Consider the following 21,694-nt stretch of genomic DNA (forward strand, 5'->3'; position numbering starts at 1 on the left):
GCGCGCCTCAGCTGAGCTCGATGCGCGGGTCGAGCACCGTATAGGCGAGATCCACCGCGAGATTGACGAAGACGACCACGATCGACGAGCAGAACAGGATGCCCAGCAGCAGGTTCAGGTCACGCTGGAACAGCGCCTCGAACGCCAGCCGGCCGAGCCCCGGCCAGGAGAACACCGTTTCCACCAGGATCGCGCCGCCGAGGATGGAGCCCAGCTGCACGCCGAGCGTGGTGACGATGGGCAAGAGTGCGTTGCGCAGCACGTGGCGCACCGCGATGCGGCGCGGCCGCACGCCCTTCGCCCGCGCGGTGCGGACGAAATCCTGCCCGTACACCTCCAGCATGGAGGCGCGCATGAGGCGGGTGTAGATGGCAAGGTAGAACAGCCCGAGCGTGAGCGCCGGCAGGATGAGATGCCGGCCGACGTCCGCCGCGTAAGCCCAGCCGCTCAGCCCGGCCTCGATGCTCGCCATGCCCCCCACCGGGAGCCAGTCCAGCAGCACCGAGAACACCACCACCAGCATCACGCCGATCCAGAATACCGGCGTCGCATAGAACAGGAGGGCAAGGGCCGAGATCAGCGTGTCGGTGATCCGCCCCGCCTGCCGCGCCGCGATGAAGCCCAGCACGCCCCCCACCGTGAGCGCGAACGTGATGGCGGTTCCCATCAGCAGCAGTGTCGCCGGCAGGCGCTGCCAGATCAGCTCGGACACCGGCAGGCCCTGGCGGAAGGAATAGCCGAGGTTCAGCGTCAGCACGTTCTTCAGATAGGCGAGGAACTGCACGTAGAGCGGCTGGTCGAGGCCGAACTGCTGGCGCAGGGCGGCCATGTATTCGGGCGTGGCGGACCCCGCCTCCCCCGCCATCACCTGCGCCGCATCGCCGGGAGCGAGGCGAAGCAGGAAGAAGTTGATGACGGCGATGCCGAGGATCACGAACGCGATCTGCCCCAGCGTGCGCCTGAGATATCGGGCCACGGCTCAGTTGCCCTTCGCCGCGTCGGGCGCAAGCCACGCCTCACGCAGCGAGGAATAGACCTGGTCGCCCTGCTGCACCGCTCCGTTGAGGTTCGCCGCATGGATGGTGAAGAACTTCAGCTCCAGCAGCGGCAGGGTCGGCAGGTCGCGCTGGACGATCTGCTGGAAGGCGCGGAAGTCGGCCGCGCGCGCCTGCGGGTTGCCCTCCACCGCCGCGTGCTCGATCAGGCGGTCCACCTCAGCGTTGCGATAGCCCGAGCCATTGGTCCATGGCGTCTTGGTGCCGAGCCAGCCGGACCAGTATTCGCGCACGACGCCGATCTGCGGATCGGGGAAGGCCGCGTTGTAGGAGGACGAGATGTCGAAGTCGCGGTCGGCATAGACCCGCTTGATGAAGGCGGCGGAATCCTGCGCGCGGATGTTCACCTCGATCCCGACCTTCTTCAACGCCTGCTTCAGGAATTCGCCGGTGCGGCGATAATCGTCGCCGTAGGGCAGATAGTCGTGGGCGAGGGTGAAGCGGGTGCCGTCGGCGCCGCGCGGGAAGCCGGCCTGATCGAGCAGCGCCTCGGCCTTCTTCAGGTCGAACGGATATTTCGGCACGTCCGGATCGTGGAAGGCGGCGAGGGTGGAGGGCACCGGGCTCACCGCCGGCTTCGCATAGCCGAACCACACCACCCTGGCGAGGGCGTCCCGGTCCACCGCATGGGCGATGGCCTGTCGTACCCGCACGTCCTTCAGGGCGGGATTCTCCACGTTCAGGTCGAAGTAGAGCACAGGCGAGAGCCACTCGTAGCCGCGCGTCTCTACCTTCAGATGCGGCAGGGCGGCGAGGCGCTCCACGTCGCGGAAGGGCACGGGATTGAACGGCGCGTACTGCACCTCGCCCTTCTCGATCGCGGCGGCGCGGGCGGCAGCGTCCGGGATCACGCGGAAGATGATCCGGTCGAGATACGGGCGCCCCGGCTGCCAGTAGTCGGGATTGCGCTCGAGCAGCACGTATTCGCCGCGCTTCCACTCCTTGAACACGAACGGGCCGGTGCCCACAGGCCTGTTGTTGTAGGGATTGTTGAGGATGTCCGTGCCGTCATAGAGGTGCTTCGGCAGGATCGGCGCGCCCACCCCGTTCAGCACCGAGAAGATGGGCAGGGACGGCTTCGAGAACCTGAGGACCACCGTGTGGTCATCCGGCGTCTCCACGGCGGAGACGTTCTCGAACAGCGCCTTGTTGCGCGGGTGGATGGTCTTCCACACGTTCTCCAGCGACCATTTCACGTCGGCGGCGGTGAACGGCTTGCCGTCGTGCCACCTCACGCCCTGGCGCAGCCGGAAGGTGATGGTGAGGCCGTCCGGCGCCACCTCCCAGCTTTCGGCCAGCAGCGGTTGCGGCTTCAGGTCGAAGCCGTAGGAGACGAGGCCGTCGAAGACGTTGCCCGCGACCAGCTGGGTCGGCTGCGCCACGTTGGCGACGGGGGTGAGGGTCACCGGCTCGGGCTGCAGGATGATGGACAGGGTGCCGCCGCGCACGGGGGTCGGCGCCGGCTCGGCGGCACGGGCCGGGGCGAGCGGGTTCGGCACGGCCGCGACCGCGGCAAGGACGGCGGCGCCGGAAACGGCGGCGAGGAGCGAGCGGCGCGACAGCTGGGGCATGGAGGCGGATCCCGGGGACACGGAAGAAGCGGCCGTCCGGCAGAGGTCCGGACGGCCCAGTTTCGGGAGAAACTCAGTTGGATTTCACGTCGTCGAACCAGTAATCGGCGAACGAGCCATAGACCTGGTCGCCGCGCGGACGCGGGTGCTTCAGGTTGGCGGCCTCCACGGTGAAGAACTTCAGCTCCACCAGCGGCAGGGTGGGCAGGTCGGTCAGGACCGTCTTCTGCAGGTCCTTGAACAGCTGGATGCGCTTCTGCGGATCCGGCTCGCCCTGGGTGGCGGAGATCAGCGCATCCACCTTCTCGTTGCGGTAGCCGGAGCCGTTGGTCCAGGGGATGTTCTTGCCGATGGGGCCCGACCAGTAGGCGCGGTTCACGCCGATCTGCGGATCGGAGAAGGCCGCGAACCAGGTGACGGAAATGTCGAAGTCGCGGTCGCCATAGACCCGGCGGGTGAAGGCGGCGGTGTCCTGCGAGCGGACGCTGGCCTCGACGCCCACGCGCTTCAGCGCCTGCTTCAGGTATTCGGCCGTGCGCTTGAAGTCGTCGCCGTAGGGGATGTAGTCGATATCGAGCGAGAAGCGGGTGCCGTCGGGTCCACGCTTGTACCCGGCCTCGTCCAGCAGCGCCTCGGCCTTCTTGGGATCGAACGGATAGACCACGCCGCCATTGTCATGGAAGGCGGCGAGGGTGGAGGGCACCGGGCTGTCGGCCGGCTTGGCGAAGCCGAACCACACCACCTTGGAGATGGCGTTGCGGTCGATGGCCTGCGCCAGCGCCTGGCGCACCTTCGGGTCCTTCAGCTGCGGGCGCTCCACGTTGAAATCGGCGAACAGCCAGGGCGAGAGCCATTCATAGCCCTCGGTGGACACGCGCAGGTTCGGCAGCTTGGCGAGGCGCTCGGCATCCTTCAGGGGAACCGGGCTGAGCACGCCGTACTGCGCCTCGCCCTTCTCCAGCGCGGCGGAGCGGGCGGCGGCGTCCGGGATCACGCGGAAGACGACGCGATCGAGGTAGGGCTTGCCCTTCTGCCAGTAATCGGGATTGCGCTCGAGCACGATATGGTTGCCGCGGCTCCATTCCTTGAAGACGAACGGCCCCGTGCCCACCGGCTTGTTGTTGTGCGGGTTGTTGAGGATGTCGGTGCCCTCGTAGAGATGCTTGGGCAGCACTTGGGCGCCGTTGGAATTGAGCGAGGAGAGGATGGCCACCGAAGGCTGGCTGAGGTGCAGCACCACGGTGCGGTCGTCCGGCGTATCCACCGAGGTGACCTTGGCGAAGATGGCCTGGTTGCGCGGGTGGATCTTCTTCCACACCTCCTCCAGCGTCCACTTCACGTCGGCGGAGGTGAAGGGCTTGCCGTCGTGCCACTTCACCCCGTCGCGCAGCTTCAGCGTGAAGGTCAGGCCGTCCTTCGAGGTCTCCCAGCTCTCGGCGAGGGCGGGGACGGGATTGAGGTCGGCGTCATAGTCCACCAGCCCCTCGAAGATGGAGCCGGTGACGACACCGGTGGGCGCGGCGGTGTTCAGCGCGGCGGTGAGGATCACCGGCTCGGGCTGGATGATGGCGGTGAGCGTGCCGCCACGCTTCGGCGTCTCGGCCGATGCCGCCGGCTGCGTGCCCTGCGCCATCGCCGGTGTGGCGGAGATGAGCGCCGCGACGGCTGCCGCCAGCGTTGCTGTCCAAAGGCCGGGATGCCGCATGTGTCCTGTTCCTTAAAGCACAATATTTTCGGGTGGATTTAACGATACCGCGCACGGTTTTTGTTAGTCAATAATATCTATCAAATTTATCGCTATTTTTGCCCACCCTCGTACCGCCCATGCCGCGGGGCGAGCCCGAAGCCCGGAGTCTCCAACGCTTGCGCGCGCCCGGGCCGTCGCGGGTTCGCGCTGCGCCAACCGCGCGGAGAACGAACCGCCCCGCAATCACACTGTTTTGATTTATTTTATGGATTAACTGGACAGGATGGAGCGCCCATGCCATCCATGAATGGGACTGGGCCTGAGCGGCCCGGCGGTGTCAGTGGCGGGGACAGGGATGGCGGTCAGGGGGATCGACGTCGATGGCCGGAGCGCGCATGCCCTCGATGGCGAAGACCGGACGGACGACGGGACGGCGGGCAGGAGCTGGAATCTCGACGCCGTGGTCGCGGCGCTGAAGCTCTCGCGCGACGTGCAGCACAACATCCGCCATCGCGGCCTGCTGCGCCCCCCGCCGTCGCGGGAGGCGATCGTGTCGGCCCTGCGCGGGCTGGCGGCCGCGCTGTTTCCCGCCCATTATGGCCCCCCCGGCCTCACCGCCGAGACCATCGACTATTTCGTCGGCGCCACCCTCAACGAGGCGCTCTCCACCCTCGCCGAGCAGACCCGCCGCAGCCTGCCCTTCTGCACCGGTGAGGATCGGCCGGACACGGCGTTCGAGCGGGAGGCCAACGCCGTCGTGCGGGCGTTCGCCCAGCAGCTGCCCGAGATCCGCGGCCTGCTGGTGAGCGACCTGCGCGCCGCTTACGAGAACGATCCGGCCGCCACCGGCTATTCGGAAATCCTGCTGGTCTATCCCGGCCTCACCGCCGTGGTGCACCACCGCATCGCCCATGCCCTCTATCGCCTGGGCGCGGTGTTCCTCGCCCGGCTGATCGCCGACATCGCCCATTCGCGCACCGGCATCGACATCCATCCCGGCGCGCGGATCGGCGGCAGCTTCTTCATCGATCACGGCACCGGCGTCGTCATCGGCGAGACCACGATCATCGGCGAGCGGGTGCGGCTCTACCAGGCGGTGACGCTGGGCGCGCGCAATTTCCCCACCGATGCCCGCGGCGCCATCATCAAGGGCGCGCCGCGCCATCCCATCGTCGAGGACGACGTGGTCATCTATTCCGGCGCCACGGTGCTGGGCCGCATCACCATCGGCCGGGGCTCGACCATCGGCGGCAACGTCTGGCTCACCCATTCCGTGCCCGCCGGCAGCCACATCACCCAGGCCCAGACGCGCTCCGGCGCCGGGCCCGAGCCCGCCTCGACAGGCGCCGCCGCGCCAAACCTTCACCGCAACGGGGGAACCGCATGACCGAAGAGCCTGCCATCCGCAGGACATTGAGCGAGGCTGCCGCGCGGCAGCTCGCCAATGCCACCAAGACCCGCGCCCAGTGGTCGGGCATCACCCCGCGCTGGCTGGTCTCCTTCCTGCCCTGGACCCCGGTGGAGGCCGGCATCTACCGCCTCAACCGGGTGAAGGAATACAACGGCGAGATCAACGCCCAGGTGGAATGCTCGCCGCGCCGCGACCAGGACCCGGACCTGCCGGAGAGCTTCGTCGACTACGAGGACGCGCCGCGCGAATACTCGCTGAATGCGGTCACCACCGTCCTCGACGTGCAGACCCGCGTCTCCGACCTCTACTCCCACCCCTACGACCAGATCCAGGAGCAGCTGCGCCTGCTGATCGAGAAGGTGAAGGAGAAGCAGGAGGCGGAGCTCATCAACAACGCGGAATATGGCCTGCTCGCCAATACCGCGCCCTCGCAGAAGATTTCCACCCGTACCGGCGCGCCGACGCCCGATGACCTCGACGAGCTGATCACCAAGGTGTGGAAGGAGCCGGCCTTCTTCCTCGCCCACCCGCGCGCCATCGCCGCCTTCGGCCGCGAATGCACCCGCCGCGGCGTGCCGCCGCCCACCGTCACCCTGTTCGGCACGCCCTTCCTCACCTGGCGCGGGCTGCCGCTGGTGCCGTCCGACAAGCTCTACATCGACGAGAACGGCAAGACGAACATCCTCCTGCTGCGCACCGGCGAGAAGAAGCAGGGCGTCATCGGCCTGTTCCAGCCGGGCGTGCCGGGCGAGGTGGCGCCGAGCCTCTCGGTGCGCTTCATGGGCATCAACCGCAAGGCCATCGCCTCCTACCTCATCTCGCTCTATTGCTCGGCCGCCGTGCTCACCCACGATGCGCTCGCCGTGCTCACCGATGTCGAGGTCGGCAAGTATCATGGCTATCCTGACACCTATGTCTGAGCCGGGCATTCCCGCCGGCGCCGGACCGGACCTTGCGTCCGGCCCGGCCGCCGGGTCCGCGCCCGATCCCGGCGACGTGGGCGCGCCACCCGCATGGCTCGATCCCGCCGTGATCGGCCGGATCGCCAATGCCTTCTTTCAGGCCGCGCCCAGCCAGGAGCCGGCGGCGCCCCACGTGCTGACGCTTCCGTCCTCGCCGCCGAGCCCCGGCGACGTGCCGTCCGTCTCGCCGGCCGCGACGCTTGCGCCCCACGCCCCGGCACGCCCGCCAACCGCCGGCCCGGACCTGCCGCCGGTGACCGTCCCCTCCGTGGTGCCGACGCCGAACATTCCGGCGCCGCATGCGCCCACCGCCGTCGCCGTGCCCGGCGTGCCCGGACTGCCGCAGCCCGGCGGCTCCCCCGGACTGGCGCTGCCGGATTTCCCCGGCGCCTTCAGCTTCGGCGCGCTCCCGCCCGGCATCGCCAGCGCCCTTGCCCTCGACACGCGCCGGCCGCCGGCCGGGACCGAGGCACCGGCCCTGCCCGCCGGCGCGCTTCCGGACGATCCGGGCAGCCTCTACTTCCTGCGCGAGCTCGGGCCCGCGGACCCGCTGCATCGCCCCGAGGCCGCGGGACGGGCGACGGCCGAGACCCCGGCCCTGCCGCAGGCCGCGCCCGTCGCGCCTCCTGCCGCCGAGCCGCGCGCCGCGCCGGGCCTCGACCTGTCCGGCATCTCCGCCGGACTTTCGCCCGCGCTGGTGCCCAACCTCGCGCTGCCGGCCCGTCCGTTCGATCCCCACGCGGTAAAGCGGGATTTCCCCATCCTGCAGCAGAGCGTGCACGGCAAGCCGCTGATCTGGCTCGACAATGCAGCGACCACGCAGAAGCCGCAGGCGGTCATCGATCGGCTCTCCCGCTTCTACGAGCACGAGAATTCCAACATCCACCGCGCCGCCCACGCCCTCGCGGCCCGCGCCACGGACGCCTACGAGGCCGCGCGCGAGAAGGTGCGGCGTTTCCTCAATGCCGGCTCGGTGAAGGAGATCATCTTCGTGCGCGGCGCCACCGAGGCCATCAACCTCGTGGCCCAGACCTATGGCCGCCGCCACGTGAAGGAGGGCGACGAGATCGTCGTCACCCATCTGGAGCACCACGCCAATATCGTGCCCTGGCAGCAGCTTGCGGCCGAGAAGGGCGCGCGCCTCAAGGTGGTGCCGGTGGACGACACCGGGCAGGTGATCCTGGAGGAATACGGGAAGCTGCTCGGCCCGCGCACGCGCATCGTGGCGCTGGCCCAGGTCTCCAACGCGCTCGGCACCGTGGTGCCGGTGAGGGAGATGACCGCCATCGCCCACCGCCACGGTGCCTGCGTGCTGGTGGACGGCGCCCAGTCCGTCTCCCACATGAAGGTGGACGTGCAGGCGCTGGATGCGGACTTCTTCGTCTTCTCCGGGCACAAGGTGTTCGGTCCCACGGGGATCGGCGTGGTCTATGGCAAGGCAGACGTGCTTGCCCATCTGCCGCCCTGGCAGGGGGGCGGCAACATGATCGCCGACGTCACCTTCGAGAAGACCATCTACAATGGCCCGCCCGAGCGGTTCGAGGCCGGCACCGGCAACATCGCCGACGCGGTGGGGCTGGGCGCGGCCATCGACTATGTCGAGGCCATCGGCATGGAGGTGATCGCGCGCTACGAGCACGAACTGCTGGTCTATGCCACCGAACGCCTCCTCACCGTGCCGGGCCTCAAGCTCATCGGCACCGCGCGGGACAAGGCGAGCGTGCTCTCCTTCGTGCTGGACGAATGCCGCACCCAGGACGTGGGCGCCGCGCTCGACCGCGAGGGCATCGCGGTGCGTGCCGGGCATCATTGCGCCCAGCCGATCCTGCGCCGGTTCGGGCTGGAGAGCACCGTGCGCCCCTCCCTCGCCTTCTACAACACGCGGGAGGATGTGGACGCGCTCGAGACGGCGCTGAAACGCATCCAGGAGAGCCGGGCGCACAGGGGCTGACGCGGCCCCACGGGCCTTACGTGATCGAAAGGGGAGCGGCAGGCCATGCCGCTCCCCTTCTTGCATTCCGGGCCCCGATCTCGGGCATCGGCGAATGGCTCCCGGTGGTCCGTCCGCGACCCGATGCCGGTCGGATGAAGGGGCGCCGGGCTACGGCGCGGTGACGCCTCGCCTTGGGGCACGACGACATCCGGACATGGCACGCATGACATCGCGAGCGCCTGGCGCCTCCTCCCCGCGCACGCCGGCGGACATGGCCCCAATCTGCATAGCGGCATTAGTTTATTTATTTTATGGATTTTATGTATTTTTGATTGACCACGGGGGCCGCGCTCCTATCGTGGGGCTCCCGAATGCTGCGAGGAGAAGCCCGATGCCGCTGCCGCCCAAGTCCGTGCCGTCCGTGCCCCGAAGCCTTGCGCAAGGGCTCGGCGTCCACGCGCAGATCGGCCGGCGCACGGTGCTGGCGGGTGCCCTTGCCCTGCTGCTGGGCAGCGCCGGCGGCTCTGGAGCCGCATGGGCGGACAGCGCCGCGCAGGGCCAGCCGGTGAAGGGCGGCGTGCTGCGCTTCCTGGTGGAGCACGAGCCGTCCACGCTGGTCACCATCGCCCATACCGCCGGGCCGACCCAGCGCGTCTCGCCCAAGGTGACGGAAGGCCTCCTCACCTATGATCTCGACTTCAGGCCCAGGCCCGCCCTCGCCACCGCCTGGAGCGTGAGCCCGGACGGCCTCACCTACACCTTCAAGCTGCGCGAGGGCGTGAAGTGGCACGACGGCAAGCCCTTCACCGCCGAGGACGTGGCCTATTCCATCAAGCTGCTGAAGGAGCACCACCCGCGCGGGCGCGGCACCTTCGCCTCCGTCACCGCGGTGGAGACGCCGGACCCGTACACGGCCGTCATCACCCTGTCGAAGCCAGCGCCTTACCTGCTGACGGCGCTCGACGCCAACGAATCGCCCATCGTTCCCAAGCACATCTATGAGGGCACCGACCCGCTCACCAACAAGAACGCCTCCGCCCCCGTCGGCACCGGGCCGTTCATCTTCAAGGAATGGGTGCGCGGCAGCCACATCATCCTAGATCGCAACCCGGATTACTGGGACACGGGCAAGCCCTACCTCGACCGGGTGGTGATCCGCTTCATCGCCGACCAGAGCGCCCGCTCCGCCGCCTTCGAGGCGGGCGAGCTCGATCTCGCCGGCGGCCCGCCCGTACCCTATGCCGATCTCGCACGGGTCTCCGCCCTGCCCGGCCTCGGCGCCGAGACGCGCGGCTATGACTATGCCGGGCGCATGACGCAGCTCTATTTCAATTTCGAGCGGCCGGTGCTGCAGGACAAGCGGGTGCGGCTCGCCATCGCCCAGGCCATCGATCTGCAGAAGCTGCTGGACGTGGTGTATTTCGGCTACGGCAAGGTGGCGGCTTCGGTCATCAGCCCCAATCTCAAGGGCTTCGTCGACCCCTCCATCGAGCCCTACGGCTACAATCTGAAGGCCGCCAACCGTCTGCTGGACGAGGCCGGCTATCCGCGCAAGGCGGACGGCACCCGCTTCACGCTCCGCCTCTATGCCAACCCGTTCAACACCCAGGCGGCGGGCGACTTCATCAAGCAGTCCCTGGCCAAGGTGGGGATCGCGGTGGACTTCCAGTTCTTCGATTTCTCCACCTACATCCAGAAGACCTATACCGGCCGCGACTTCGACCTGACGCTGGAATCCCTGCAGAACGTCTTCGACCCGACGCTGGGCGTGCAGCGCACCTTGTGGTCGAAGAACTTCCGCATCGGCCTGCCGTTCTCCAACGCCTCCCACTACAGCAACCCGGAGGTGGACCGCCTGCTCGAGGAGGCGGCGGTGGAGCCGGACCCGAAGAAGCGCCAGCAGCTGTGGTCCGCGTTCCAGAAGGCGGTTCACGACGATGTCGCGGCCCTCGGCCTCGTCGCGCCCGACGGCGTCACCCTGTTCCGCACCAAGGTGAAGAACCACACCATCGGCGTCACCGGCGTCGATGCCTCCTTCGCCGACGTCTACATCGAGAAGTAAGTCATGCGCCGCTCGACTTCGGCCTGCCGCCGGACGGCCGGCGCCCGGCGGAGGCAGGCATGAGGCGCCTGCCCCGCATCCTCAGGGCCGTGCGCCGCGCGGCCCTGCAGGCGGTGCCGACCGTGATCGGCATCGTCATCCTCAACTTCTTCCTGCTGCGCCTCACCCCCGGCGACGCCGCCGACGTGCTGGCGGGAGAGGCGGGCGCGGCGACTGTCGAGACGCTGGCGGCGCTGAAGTCCAAATTCGGCTTCGACCTGCCGGTGCTGCATCAGCTCGGCGCCTATCTCTCCAACCTCGCCCAGTTCAGCCTCGGCGTGTCGCCGCGCTTCAACCAGCCGGTATCCGACCTCATCGCCGCGCGCCTGCCCAACACGCTGAGCCTGATGGGCTTCGCCCTCGGCTTCGCGCTCCTCATCGGCGTCACGCTCGGGGCGGTGATGGCGGGCTTCGCCGGGCGGGTGCCGGACAAGGTGCTGAGCGTCGTCTCGCTGCTGTTCTATTCCATTCCCAGCTTCTGGATCGGGCTAATGCTCATCGTGCTGTTCGCGGTGAAGCTCGGCTGGCTGCCGAGCGGCGGCGCGCAGACCATCGGCGCCGGCCTCACCGGCCTCGAGGCGCTGGCAGACCGGGCGCGGCACCTGGTGCTGCCGGCGCTCTCGCTCGGCCTGTTCTACGTGGCCATCTACGCCCGCCTCACCCGCAGCGAGATGCTGGAGGTGAAGGCGCAGGACCATGTGCGCACCGCCCGCGCCAAGGGGCTCTCGCCGGTCGCGGTCACCTCCGGGCACGTGCTGCGCAACGCGCTCATCCCCGTCACCACCATGGCCGGCGTGCACCTCGCCGGGCTCATGGGCGGGGCGGTGGTGGTGGAGACGGTCTACAGCTGGCCGGGCCTCGGCCGGCTCGCCTACGAAGCGGTGCTGGGGCGCGATTTCCACGTGCTGCTGGGCATTCTCCTGCTCTCGTCCCTGCTGGTGGTGGCCATCAATGCGGCCATCGACATCCTGCAGGCCACTCTCGACCCGCGCATCGAGGTGCGCTGATGCACGCCACCGAGGCCCTCGCGCCCGCCCATGCCCGCGCGTCCGCCGACCCGCGCCTCTCCCCGCTCCGGGAGGAAGCGGCGATGCCGCCCGCCGCGGGCGAGGCCGAACCCTGGCCCAATGTCCATGCGCCCGACGCCGCCCGCGCGGCAACGCAGGAGGTGCAGCGCCTCGCCCCCGCCGGCGGCCGGCGCGCGCTCCTTGCCTTCCTCGCCAACCCGACGGCGGCGGCCGGCTTTCTCATCCTCGCGATCGTGCTGGCGGCGGCGCTGCTGGCGCCCGTCCTGTTCCCGGACGATCCTTTGGAGATGGCGGGACGGCCGCTGATCTGGCCCGGGCAGAACCCGCGCTTTCCCCTCGGCACCGATGCGCTGGGGCGTGACGTGCTTGCGGGGCTGGTGCACGGGGCGCGGGTGAGCCTGCTCATCGGCGCCACCGCGACGCTGGTCGGCCTCCTCGCCGGCGTGCTGGTGGGCGCGACGGCGGGCTATTTCGGCGGCGTGGCGGACGACGTTCTCACCAAGCTGGTGGAGATTTTCCAGACCGTCCCCGGCTTCATCCTGCTGATCGTGCTGGTGGCCATCGCCGAGCCCTCGGTGCCGGCGATCACGCTGGCCATCGGCGCGGTCTCGTGGCCGCAGGTGGCGCGGCTGGTGCGGGCCCAGTTCCGCGCGCTGAAGGAGAAGGAGTTCGTCGCCGCCGCCCGCGCGTTGGGCTACGGCCACGCCCGCATCATCTTCCGCGAGATCCTGCCGAACGCTCTGCCGCCGGTGATCGTGCTCGCCTCGGTGACGGTGGCGACCGCCATCCTGATGGAAAGCGCGCTGTCGTTCATGGGGCTCGGCGATCCCAACGTGGTCAGCTGGGGGTCCATGATCGGCTCGGGGCGCGACCTGTTGCGCACCGCCTGGTATCTCTCGGCCATCCCCGGCCTTGCCATTGTGCTCACCGTGCTCGCCCTCAACCTCATCGGCGACGGGCTCAACGACGCGCTCAACCCGCGCCTGTCCGGGGAGGCGTGAGATGGCGCCCCTGCTCGACGTCCGCGACCTCTCCATCGCCTTTCCCAAGGCGACGCCCGTGCGCGGCCTCTCCCTCACCGTGGAGGCGGGGGAGACGCTGGCGCTGGTGGGTGAATCCGGCTCCGGCAAGTCGCTCACCGCCCTCGCCTTGCTGCGTCTTCTGCCCCCGCAGGCGCGGATCGCCGGCGGCGAGGTGCTGTTCGGCGGGCGCGACCTCGCCCGGCTGGACGACCGCGCGCTCCGCGACGTGCGCGGCCGCGACATCGCCATGGTGTTCCAGGAGCCCATGACCTCGCTCAACCCGGTGCTCAGCATCGGCCACCAGATCGCGGAAGTGGTCCGCCTGCATCAGGGCCTGTCGCGCCGGGCGGCTCTGGCGCGCGCGGTGGAATTGCTCGACCTCGTGCGCATTCCCGAGCCGCAGCGGCGGGTGAGCGAGTATCCGCACGAGCTGTCCGGCGGCATGCGCCAGCGGGTGATGATCGCCATCGCGGTGGCCTGCTCGCCGCGCCTGCTGATCGCGGACGAGCCCACCACCGCGCTCGACGTGACCATCCAGGCGCAGGTGCTGGACCTTCTGGACGCGCTGCGCCGCGATCTCTCCATGGGCCTCCTGCTCATCACCCACGACCTCGGCGTGGTGGCGGAATGGGCGGACCGGGTGGCGGTGATGTATGCCGGCCGCAAGGTGGAGGAGGCCCCCTTCGAGACCCTGTTCGGCGCGCCGCTCCACCCCTACACGCGCGGCCTGCTCGCTGCCTCGCCACGGCTTGATGCGGCCCAGCACTCGTCGCGCGGGCTGCTGACCGAGATCCGCGGTTCCATCGCCTCGGCTGCCGGGCAGGCCGGATGCGCCTTCGCCCCGCGCTGCCCCCTCGCCCGTGCCGCCTGCCACGCCGCCGCGCCGGATCTGGCCGCGGTCGCGCCCGGCCATCTCGTCGCCTGCCCGGTCACGGCGGCGACTTCCCCTGTCGCGGAGGTGCGCCATGCCGCTGCTGTCGGTTGAGGACCTGCACGCCGGCTACAGCGCCGGCGGCGCGCCGCTTCGGGCGGTGGATGGCGTCTCCTTCACCGTGGAGCCGGGGGAGACGGTGGGACTGGTGGGCGAGAGCGGGTGCGGCAAGTCCACCCTCGCCAAGGTGCTGATGCGCCTCGTGGACCCGTCGGCCGGCCGCATCCTGTTCGACGGCACGGATGTGGGGACGCTACGGGGCAGCGCGCTGAAAGGCTACCGCCGGCAGGCGCAGATGGTGTTCCAGGACCCGTTCGCCTCCCTCAACCCGCGCCACACGGTGGGAGACATCCTGAAAGGCCCGCTGGAGGTGCATTCCATCGGCACCCGCGCCTCGCGCGCGGAGGCGGCCGGCGCGGCGCTGGAGCGGGTGGGCCTGCCGGCGGAGGCGCTCGCCCGCTATCCGCACGAATTCTCCGGCGGCCAGCGCCAGCGCCTCGGCATCGCGCGGGCGCTGATCCTCAAGCCCCGCCTCGTCATCTGCGACGAGCCGGTCTCCGCCCTCGACCTGTCGATCCAGGCGCAGATCCTGAACCTTTTGACGCGGATGAAGGCGGACTTCGGCCTCTCCTACCTGTTCATCTCCCACGACCTGTCGGTGGTGCGCTATTTCGCCGACCGGGTGCTGGTCATGTATCTCGGCCGCATCGTCGAGACCGGGACATGGCAGGAGATCTTCAGCCGCCCGCTCCACCCCTACACCCGCGCGCTGATGGAGGCGGTGCCCACCGCCGGCCGCCGGCGCCATGCCGCGCCGCTCGCCGGCGACCTGCCGAGCGCGCGCAACGTGCCGTCCGGCTGCCGCTTCCATCCCCGCTGCCCCCTCGCCACCCCGCTGTGCGCGCAGGCCGACCCGGCCCTGCTCCCGGCGGGCGGCGGCCAGCAGGTGGCCTGCCATCACGCGCCCGCAGCAGCGCTCCACTAGGACAGCAAGAGGCTCCCCATGACCACGCCCGACTACCGCTATCTCGGCGCGAGCGGCCTCAAGGTTCCGCAGCTCGCCCTCGGCACCATGATGTTCGGCGGCCCCACCGACGAGGCCACCGCCCACCGCATCATCCACAAGGCGAAGGAACAGGGCTTCTTCTTCGTCGATACCGCCGATGCCTACCAGAACGGCGCGACGGAACAGGTGGTGGGACGCGTGATCGCGGCGGACCGCGACGCCTATGTGCTCGCCACCAAGCTCGGCAACCCCGCCGGCGCAGGGCCGAACCGGCAGGGGCTCTCGCGCAAGTGGGTCATCGAGGCCGCGGAGGCGAGCCTGCGGCGCCTCGGCACCGATTACATCGACATCCTCTATTTCCACCGCGCCATCTTCGATGCGCCGCTGGGCGAGGCGGTGCGGGCCGTGGCGGACCTGATCCACGCCGGCAAGGTACGCTATTTCGCGGTGTCGAACTTTCGCGGCTGGCGGATCGCCGAGGTGGCGCGCCTCGCCGACCAGCTGGGCATCGACCGGCCCATCGCCAGCCAGCCGCTCTACAACATCGTGGACCGCACGGCGGAGGTGGAGCAATTGCCCGCCGCCCATCATTTCGGGCTGGGCGTCGTCTCCTACTCGCCGCTGGCGCGCGGCGTGCTCACCGGCAAGTATGCGCCCGGCGTGGCGCCACTCGCGGGCTCGCGGGCGGGGCGTGGCGACCGGCGCATCCTGGAGACCGAGTGGCGGGAGGATTCGCTGCTGATCGCGCAGGAGATCGCCCGCCATGCGCAGGCGCGGGGCATCAGCGCCACCACCTTCGCGCTCTCCTGGGTGCTCAACAACCGGCTCGTCACCGCCGCCATCGCCGGCCCGCGCACCGAGGAGCAGTGGGACAGCTATGTCGAGGCGCTGGCCTATGACTTCACGGCCGAGGACGAGGCCTTCGTCGCCTCCCTGGTGCCAGAAGGCCATGCCTCGACCCGCTTCTACACCGACCCCAGCCACCCGGTGGAAGGCCGCGCGCCCCTGACCGGTGGCGGGGATGCGGCCCGGCGGGTGGCCGAGCGGGCCGCGGCCCGCGCCACCGAACGGGCCGTCGCCGTCAAGGACGCGCCGCCGCTCGCCGCCGCCGGCTGATCCGTGGTCCGGACCGGCGAGCGCCGGTCCGCCCGCCCTTCCGCGCGCCGGCAGACGGCGCGCCCGCCCCTGCCCTGAGACCGGGCTCCGGCCTGCCGGCCGTCCCCACGTGCGAGGATCGCCATGTCCGCCCAACCGGCTCTCTCATCTCCCGCTGCCGCGCCCCAGAGCGGCCCCACCCTGCGCGGCCCGCTGGATTTCCCGGACAGCCCGCTGTCGCGCTCCGCCCGCCAGCCGCTGATGCTGGGGCTGTTCCTGAACCTGCAGGACATCCATTTCTCGGATCATCCCACCAGCAACAGCTGGACCTTCGACTACAATCTGGCGCTGGTGGAGAAGGCGGACGCGCTGGGCTTCGACATCGCTTTCTCACGCACCCAGTGGCTCCCCAAGGGCGGCTATGACGGGGAGGCTTCCCTCGACAGCTTCGTGGCGCTCGGCGCCATGGCGGCGCGCACGCAGAACATCCTGCTCATCTCCACGCTGCACGTGCTCTACGGCCCGTGGCACCCGCTGCACATCGCCAAGATCGGCGCAACGTTCGACCACATCGCCAAGGGGCGCTGGGGCATCAATATCGTCACCGGGCACCGGGCCATCGAGCACGAGATGTTCGGCTGGAACCGCATCGACCACGACCGGCGCTACGAGATGACCGCCGAGCTGTTCGAGGTGCTGCACCGCCTGTGGAGCGATCCCGAGAACTACTCCCACGAAGGGCGGCTGAACCCGTGGCGGATCGTCAACGGCTACATCACGCCCAAGCCGGCCTTCGGGCGCCCCATCCTGGTCACCGCCACGGGCTCGGACGCCGGCATCGATTTCGCGGCGGAGCATTCGGACCTGCTGTTCATCACCTCGCCGGGCGGCGCCCACATCGACAGCGCGCTCGAAACGCTGCCGGACCACATCGCCGCCATCAAGGCCCGCGCCCGCGCCAGGGGACGCGAGGTGAAGACCATCATCAACCCGGTCGTGGTCAGCCGCGACACGGAGGCGGAGGCCCACGCCTATGCGCGCGCCATCGCCGACGGGGTGCCCGCGCCCACCCACACCTCATTCGGCCATCGCGGCTACGACAGCGACGCGGTGGCCTGGAAGGGCCGGCGCGATGCCAGCCACAAGCAGGGGCAGAACCTCGGCGGCAACATCGAGATCATCGGCACGCCCGAGCAGGTGGTGGACCAGCTGGCGGCGCTGAAGAAGGCCGGCATCGACGGCGTGCAGTTCAATTTCTACGATTTCGCCGCCGACTTCGACTATTTCGCCCGGACAACCCTGCCGCTGCTGAAGCAGGCCGGCCTGCGGCTGTGAGCGCACGGACGGGCCCGCGCCCCGCCGGTCAGGTCGCCTGACCCGACCGGGGCGCGCCGCCCGTGCCGGTCAGGCCTTGCGGATGCCCGGCGGCTGCCAGGTGCCCTTGCCCGCGGGCAGGATGGAGGGCGGCGTGTCCTTGGGCCAGTACAGGCGCATCACCAGATAGATCGGGCCATCGGGCGCGGGCAGCCAGTTGCTCTCCTTGTCCGCGCCGGGGGACTTGTTCTGGATGTGGATGGTCAGCGACCCGTCGGCGTTGCGCTTCAGGTTAGGCAGCATCGGCGCGTTGATGAGATAGCGGTCAATCGGGTTCTTGATGAGCAGCTGAGACTTGCCGTCATACATGGTGACCGACCAGAAGGCGTTCACCGGCGGCAGGCTGTCGGCAGGGAACGTCAGCGTGTAGTCGTGCTTCGACCCGTCGAGGGTCTCGCCGTCGGCATCGAGGCGGGTGAGCGGATAGGTCGCCTCCACCGCGTCATTGCCATAGATGCCAGCCTGAGCGCCCACCGCCCGCAGCAGCCAGTCGTCATGGAAGAAGGCGGCGTCGCCCGCGGCCGCGCCAACGCGCCATCCGTTCACGTTCGTGCCGAAGGCCGCCACCGCCTCGGTCACCTTGCGCTGGCCCTCCTTCAGGCCGAGGAGGATCTCCGCCTTGTCCTCCAGCGAGAGCGTCTTGAAATCGAACGTCTTGCCCGGACCCACGCCGATGGTGGCCAATTGCTCGCGGATGGCGCGCTCCTCGGGAAGGGCCGGCGCGAACTGGAGCGCGAAATCGAGGAACTCGAAGAAATCCGTGCGGGCGAGATCCTTTGAGAACTTGGGGAAATCGGGCGCCGGCGCAGCCTGCGGCGCCGCCTGCCCGAGGAAGGCCGAAAGCGGGCGCACCTGATAGCCCGCCTGGACCTTCCTCACATTGTCGAGGTCAGAGGCGTCGAACAGCTGGGTGCGGAAGATGGTCAGCGCGAACGCGGTGGAGGCGCGGAACACCTTGCCGATGCCGGACGGGGTCTCGCCGGTCCAGCTGGGGCCGACCACCAGATAATCGCCGGCATTGCTGCCGGTGGCGCGGCTGCCGATGTAGCCGTAGTTGAAGGTATTCCCGTCCACCAGCTGGACCGAATAATAGCGCTTGGGGTCCACCGCCGGAACGGAGATCACCATGGGCTCGGTGCGCAGGTCGAGCCACGCCAGCGAATACGGGGTGTCGCTGTTGGGCGTCGGGATCGAGGTGTCCTGCCAGGTGAAGACCCGGGCCTCGTTGGAGATCTGGTTGAACGGCGCCTTGAACTGCCCCGAGTTCCGGTCGATGACGTATTCGTACATCACGCCGTAGTTCATCACGATCGGCAGGCCGTAGATGAAGCCGGCCTCGGCGATGTCCTTCGCCTTGAAGAAGCCGGGACGGGCGGGCGCCGGCTGGGCAGAGGCCGCGAGCGGGAACAGCGCCGGGCCGGTCAGGCCGCCGGCCGCCAGGATCTTGAGGAAATGCCGCTTGGACAGCATGGGCAACCTTCTCTCGCGGAAGGGCGCGTCGTCGCGCCCCTGAAAACGCGGCGACCTTATCGCGGCCGCCACCGTCCGTCCCGCAGGATCACGCCGCACGCGCGACGGCATGGCGCGCGCGCACAAGTGGGGCCACGCCCAAGGTCGCTTTCCCCAGCGGCCTATTTGGCCAGTGGCGGCGGCAGGTTACGCACCGGCACGCGCCGGCCGTCGAGGCGATAGGGCGGCGCGAGGACATAGCGCGCCGCGGCCTCGCGTCCCTCGGCGGTACCCGCGCCCTCCCCGGCTTCCGCGGCGGCCCCGATGACCATGCCGGCGGCACGGGCACGCTCGGACGTGAGGGCGGCATGGAGGCCGAGCACCTCGCCGGCGGGAATGCCCTCGGCGCGCAGCTTGGCGAGAAGGTCCGCGCGCCGGTGACGCAGCAGTTCGGCACCGATCTGCGGCAACAGCTCGGCGCGGTTGCGCGAGCGTTCGAGATTGGTGGCGAAGCGCGGATCATCCGCCAGCTCCGGCCGCCCGAGCACGGCGGCGCAGAAGCGCCGGAACTGGGCGTTGTTGCCCACGGTGATGACGAGCGGCCCGTCCGCCGCCTCGAACACGCCATAGGGCACGATGGAGGGATGGGCATTGCCGTAGCGTGGCGGGTCCTTGCCCTGCACCAGCGCCTCGAGCCCGTAGTAGGAGGTGATGGCGAGGCCACAGTCGAACAGCGCCAGCTCCACGCGCCGGCCCCGGCCGGTGCGGGTGCGCTGGTAGAGCGCCGCGAGCACCGCCTGCGCCGCATACTGGCCGGTGAAGAGGTCCACCGCCGCCACGCCGAACTTGAGCGGCGGCTGGCCGGCCTCCCCGTTCAGCGCCATCAGCCCCGCCTCGCCCTGCACCAGCAGGTCATAACCGGGGCGCGTCGCCTCCGGCCCGCCGGAGCCATAGCCGGTGATGGAGCAGTAGATGAGGCCGGGGTTCTCCGCGCTGAGCGCCTCGTAGCCCAGGCCGAGGCGGTCGGCGCCGCCGGTCTTGAAATTCTCCACCAGCACGTCGGCGTCCCGCGCCATGGCCTTGACGCGGGCGAGGCCATCGGGCGTCGAGAGATCGATGCCGACGGACGTCTTGTTGCGGTTCACCGCATCGAAGTAGGAGGTGTTGGTGGCGCCGGTCCGCAGGCCCCAGTCGCGGGTGTCGTCGCCGCGCTCGGGGTGCTCCACCTTCACCACCTCCGCCCCGAGATCCCCGAGCACCTGCGCGCACCACGGCCCGGCGAGGATGCGCGACAGGTCGAGCACGCGCACGCCGGCGAGCGGCAGATCGTCGGCCTGCCCGCGGGCGGCGGCGGGATTGGTTTCACTCATCGACGCAAGCTCCAGCTGGCACGCGGTCAGGCCCCCATCACCCCGTCGAGCCCGCGCACCATCTCCACGAGCCGCGGGCGCACCTCGTCGAGCAGGAACTGGGGGGCGGTGATGACGGTGGGGGCACCGCAATTGATGGCCATGGGCGGCAGGCCGCGCCCCGGCCGGAAGCCGACGGCGATGGCGCTGACGCTCTCCTGCCACTCGCCGAACGAGCAGCAGCAGCCGAGCGTGGCGTGATCCTCGATCGCCTTCTCGAGCGCCTCGCGCACCTTGGGCCAGGCGAGCGGATCGAGCATGCGCAGCTCCTCGAACAGCGGCGCGCGCTCGGCCGGCGTCAGGGCGGCGATGAAGGCGCGGCCGATGGACGAGCGCACGATGGACATGCGCACCCCCACCTCGATGTTGAGCGAGATGGCCGCCGGCCCCCGCATGCACTCCACGTAGCGCATGGACAGGCGGTCGCGCACCGCGAGACCCACCGTGCCGTTGGAGAAGTTCGCCAGCTCGCGCATGGCGGGCCGCGCGATCTGGCGGACGTCGAGACCGCCCAGCGCCACCGTGCTCAGGGCCATCAGCTGGGTGCCGAGCCGATACTTGCCCACCTCCTCCACGTAATGCAGGTAGCCGAGCTTGGTGAGGGTGTAGGTGAGCCGCGAGACCGTGGAGCGCGGCAGCTTGCAGCGCTCGGTGATCTCGTGGTTGGCGAGGAAGGTCTCGCCGCGCTTGAAGCAGGCCAGCACCTCCAGCCCGCGCGCGAGGGCGGTCACGAAGTGGCGGTCGTCCTTGCCGTCGCCTTCGGTCTCGAGATCGGGATCGGTGTGTTTCATGGTCGTGCTCTCGATGGCGTCCGGGGCGCTGCGGCCAATGCCCCGAACCACGCCATTATCGGGGATTCGCGGCCGGACGCATCGCAGGCCCTATTTCCTGAAGAAGGCGGCGAACGCAGCCTGCGCGGCCGGCTCCAGACGCAGCGCGTGGAACTGCTCGGCCTCCGCCGCCAGCGCCGCCGCCACCGGGCCGGCGGTGGCGGCGCGCAGCAGGCGCTTGGTGGTGGCGAGCGAGCGCGGCGGCAGCGCCGCCAGCGCCTGCGCCTTCTCGAGCGCGAGGGGAAGGGCCCCGCCCGCCTCGGTCACCGCATTGACGATGCCGGCCTCCGCCGCCACCTCGGCGCCGAACACCTCGCCCAGCAGCAGCAGCTCGCTCGCGCGCTTCGATCCGGCGATGCGCGGCAGCAGGTAGCTCGAAGCCCCCTCCGGGCACAGGCCGAGATTGACGAACGGCAGGCGGAAGCGCGCACCGGCGCCGGCGTAGGCGAGATCGAAATGCAGCAGCATGGTGGTGCCGATCCCCACAGCGAACCCCTCCACCGCCGCCACCGCCGGCTTGGAAAAGCCGGTGAGGGCGTTGAGGAAGGTGAGGCCGGCGCTCGGCTCGCCCGCGTTGGAGGTGTCCTGGAAATCGGCGAGGTCGTTGCCGGCGGTGAAGCAGTTTCCGGCCCCGGTCAGCACCACCACGCGCACCGCCTCATCCTCACCGGCGGCGGCGAAGGCATCGCCCAGCGCCTTGTAGGTGGCGCGGTCCAGCGCGTTGCGGCGCTCCGGCCGGGACATGGTGAGGAGGCGCACGCCGGGGTGCGGGTCGGTGACGATGAGGCTCTGCGTCATGGCGGCGGCTCCTGATCCTTCTGGCGCTCCCC

At 69.8% G+C, this 21,694-nt stretch carries 17 protein-coding genes; 10 read left to right on the plus strand and 7 right to left on the minus strand.

From position 1 onward, the window contains the following. Positions 1 to 7 precede the first annotated feature (7 nt). The 3 genes from V5F49_RS04085 to V5F49_RS04095 form a co-directional block, all read right to left on the minus strand. Entirely contained in the window at positions 8 to 976 is a 969-nt protein-coding gene (locus V5F49_RS04085; protein WP_394114456.1) for an ABC transporter permease, read from the minus strand. Positions 977 to 979: 3 nt separating this feature from the next. Beyond that, complete coding sequence (locus tag V5F49_RS04090; RefSeq protein ID WP_394114455.1) at positions 980 to 2,626, minus strand: ABC transporter substrate-binding protein; 1,647 nt, start codon at positions 2,624 to 2,626, stop codon at positions 980 to 982. A 73-nt stretch (positions 2,627 to 2,699) separates the two neighbouring features. Beyond that, positions 2,700 to 4,331, minus strand: a complete 1,632-nt coding sequence (locus V5F49_RS04095; RefSeq protein ID WP_394114454.1) for an ABC transporter substrate-binding protein — start codon at positions 4,329 to 4,331, stop codon at positions 2,700 to 2,702. 337 nt (positions 4,332 to 4,668) lie between these two features. Here V5F49_RS04095 and epsC point away from each other — a divergent pair, with 337 nt between their 5' ends. The 10 genes from epsC to V5F49_RS04145 all read left to right on the plus strand — a co-directional run bounded on the left by epsC (position 4,669) and on the right by V5F49_RS04145 (position 17,137). Continuing rightward, entirely contained in the window at positions 4,669 to 5,700 is a 1,032-nt protein-coding gene (gene epsC, locus V5F49_RS04100) for a serine O-acetyltransferase EpsC (protein ID WP_394114453.1), read from the plus strand. Continuing rightward, the gene (locus tag V5F49_RS04105; protein WP_394114452.1) at positions 5,697 to 6,644 is read left to right on the plus strand and encodes a family 2A encapsulin nanocompartment shell protein; all 948 of its coding nucleotides are present in this window, start codon (positions 5,697 to 5,699) and stop codon (positions 6,642 to 6,644) included. The genes epsC and V5F49_RS04105 overlap by 4 nt, the downstream gene beginning before the upstream one ends. After that, a complete protein-coding gene (locus V5F49_RS04110) occupies positions 6,619 to 8,637 on the plus strand; it encodes a family 2A encapsulin nanocompartment cargo protein cysteine desulfurase (protein ID WP_394114451.1) in 2,019 nt (672 codons plus the stop codon). The genes V5F49_RS04105 and V5F49_RS04110 overlap by 26 nt, the downstream gene beginning before the upstream one ends. A gap of 373 nt (positions 8,638 to 9,010) precedes the next feature. Beyond that, entirely contained in the window at positions 9,011 to 10,681 is a 1,671-nt protein-coding gene (locus V5F49_RS04115; protein ID WP_394114450.1) for an ABC transporter substrate-binding protein, read from the plus strand. Between the two features lie 59 nt (positions 10,682 to 10,740). Next, entirely contained in the window at positions 10,741 to 11,727 is a 987-nt protein-coding gene (locus V5F49_RS04120; protein ID WP_394114449.1) for an ABC transporter permease, read from the plus strand. Between the two features lie 83 nt (positions 11,728 to 11,810). After that, on the plus strand, positions 11,811 to 12,749 hold the full coding sequence (locus V5F49_RS04125; protein ID WP_394114884.1) for an ABC transporter permease: 939 nt from the start codon (positions 11,811 to 11,813) through the stop codon (positions 12,747 to 12,749). A 1-nt stretch (position 12,750) separates the two neighbouring features. Beyond that, the gene (locus V5F49_RS04130) at positions 12,751 to 13,755 is read left to right on the plus strand and encodes an ABC transporter ATP-binding protein (RefSeq protein WP_394114448.1); all 1,005 of its coding nucleotides are present in this window, start codon (positions 12,751 to 12,753) and stop codon (positions 13,753 to 13,755) included. Beyond that, on the plus strand, positions 13,736 to 14,686 hold the full coding sequence (locus tag V5F49_RS04135) for an ABC transporter ATP-binding protein (RefSeq protein ID WP_394114447.1): 951 nt from the start codon (positions 13,736 to 13,738) through the stop codon (positions 14,684 to 14,686). The genes V5F49_RS04130 and V5F49_RS04135 overlap by 20 nt, the downstream gene beginning before the upstream one ends. Before the next feature lie 18 nt (positions 14,687 to 14,704). After that, a complete protein-coding gene (locus tag V5F49_RS04140; protein ID WP_394114446.1) occupies positions 14,705 to 15,823 on the plus strand; it encodes an aldo/keto reductase in 1,119 nt (372 codons plus the stop codon). Between the two features lie 123 nt (positions 15,824 to 15,946). Then, on the plus strand, positions 15,947 to 17,137 hold the full coding sequence (locus V5F49_RS04145; RefSeq protein ID WP_394114445.1) for an LLM class flavin-dependent oxidoreductase: 1,191 nt from the start codon (positions 15,947 to 15,949) through the stop codon (positions 17,135 to 17,137). 69 nt (positions 17,138 to 17,206) lie between these two features. On the opposite strand, the gene V5F49_RS04150 is transcribed toward V5F49_RS04145, so the two are convergent. The 4 genes from V5F49_RS04150 to V5F49_RS04165 form a co-directional block, all read right to left on the minus strand. Continuing rightward, on the minus strand, positions 17,207 to 18,646 hold the full coding sequence (locus V5F49_RS04150) for a DUF1254 domain-containing protein (protein ID WP_394114444.1): 1,440 nt from the start codon (positions 18,644 to 18,646) through the stop codon (positions 17,207 to 17,209). Positions 18,647 to 18,807: 161 nt separating this feature from the next. Further along, on the minus strand, positions 18,808 to 19,995 hold the full coding sequence (locus V5F49_RS04155; protein WP_394114443.1) for a CaiB/BaiF CoA transferase family protein: 1,188 nt from the start codon (positions 19,993 to 19,995) through the stop codon (positions 18,808 to 18,810). Positions 19,996 to 20,021: 26 nt separating this feature from the next. Next, positions 20,022 to 20,825, minus strand: a complete 804-nt coding sequence (locus V5F49_RS04160; protein WP_393986705.1) for an IclR family transcriptional regulator — start codon at positions 20,823 to 20,825, stop codon at positions 20,022 to 20,024. 90 nt (positions 20,826 to 20,915) lie between these two features. Beyond that, complete coding sequence (locus V5F49_RS04165) at positions 20,916 to 21,662, minus strand: enoyl-CoA hydratase-related protein (RefSeq protein ID WP_393986706.1); 747 nt, start codon at positions 21,660 to 21,662, stop codon at positions 20,916 to 20,918. Positions 21,663 to 21,694 lie beyond the last annotated feature (32 nt).

Origin of the sequence: Xanthobacter lutulentifluminis, from assembly GCF_043194675.2 — a bacterium.
Taxonomy (GTDB): Bacteria; Pseudomonadota; Alphaproteobacteria; order Rhizobiales; family Xanthobacteraceae; genus Xanthobacter.

What these genes read in the sequence shown, in the direction of transcription:
- V5F49_RS04090 (WP_394114455.1), bottom strand. Translation starts at nt 2,626, where the DNA reads ATGCCCCAGCTGTCGCGCCGCTCGCTCCTCGCCGCCGTTTCCGGCGCC.
- V5F49_RS04095 (WP_394114454.1), bottom strand. Translation starts at nt 4,331, where the DNA reads ATGCGGCATCCCGGCCTTTGGACAGCAACGCTGGCGGCAGCCGTCGCG.
- epsC (WP_394114453.1), top strand. Translation starts at nt 4,669, where the DNA reads ATGGCGGTCAGGGGGATCGACGTCGATGGCCGGAGCGCGCATGCCCTC.
- V5F49_RS04105 (WP_394114452.1), top strand. Translation starts at nt 5,697, where the DNA reads ATGACCGAAGAGCCTGCCATCCGCAGGACATTGAGCGAGGCTGCCGCG.
- V5F49_RS04110 (WP_394114451.1), top strand. Translation starts at nt 6,619, where the DNA reads ATGGCTATCCTGACACCTATGTCTGAGCCGGGCATTCCCGCCGGCGCC.
- V5F49_RS04115 (WP_394114450.1), top strand. Translation starts at nt 9,011, where the DNA reads ATGCCGCTGCCGCCCAAGTCCGTGCCGTCCGTGCCCCGAAGCCTTGCG.
- V5F49_RS04120 (WP_394114449.1), top strand. Translation starts at nt 10,741, where the DNA reads ATGAGGCGCCTGCCCCGCATCCTCAGGGCCGTGCGCCGCGCGGCCCTG.
- V5F49_RS04125 (WP_394114884.1), top strand. Translation starts at nt 11,811, where the DNA reads ATGCCGCCCGCCGCGGGCGAGGCCGAACCCTGGCCCAATGTCCATGCG.
- V5F49_RS04130 (WP_394114448.1), top strand. Translation starts at nt 12,751, where the DNA reads ATGGCGCCCCTGCTCGACGTCCGCGACCTCTCCATCGCCTTTCCCAAG.
- V5F49_RS04135 (WP_394114447.1), top strand. Translation starts at nt 13,736, where the DNA reads ATGCCGCTGCTGTCGGTTGAGGACCTGCACGCCGGCTACAGCGCCGGC.
- V5F49_RS04140 (WP_394114446.1), top strand. Translation starts at nt 14,705, where the DNA reads ATGACCACGCCCGACTACCGCTATCTCGGCGCGAGCGGCCTCAAGGTT.
- V5F49_RS04145 (WP_394114445.1), top strand. Translation starts at nt 15,947, where the DNA reads ATGTCCGCCCAACCGGCTCTCTCATCTCCCGCTGCCGCGCCCCAGAGC.
- V5F49_RS04150 (WP_394114444.1), bottom strand. Translation starts at nt 18,646, where the DNA reads ATGCTGTCCAAGCGGCATTTCCTCAAGATCCTGGCGGCCGGCGGCCTG.
- V5F49_RS04155 (WP_394114443.1), bottom strand. Translation starts at nt 19,995, where the DNA reads ATGAGTGAAACCAATCCCGCCGCCGCCCGCGGGCAGGCCGACGATCTG.
- V5F49_RS04160 (WP_393986705.1), bottom strand. Translation starts at nt 20,825, where the DNA reads ATGAAACACACCGATCCCGATCTCGAGACCGAAGGCGACGGCAAGGAC.
- V5F49_RS04165 (WP_393986706.1), bottom strand. Translation starts at nt 21,662, where the DNA reads ATGACGCAGAGCCTCATCGTCACCGACCCGCACCCCGGCGTGCGCCTC.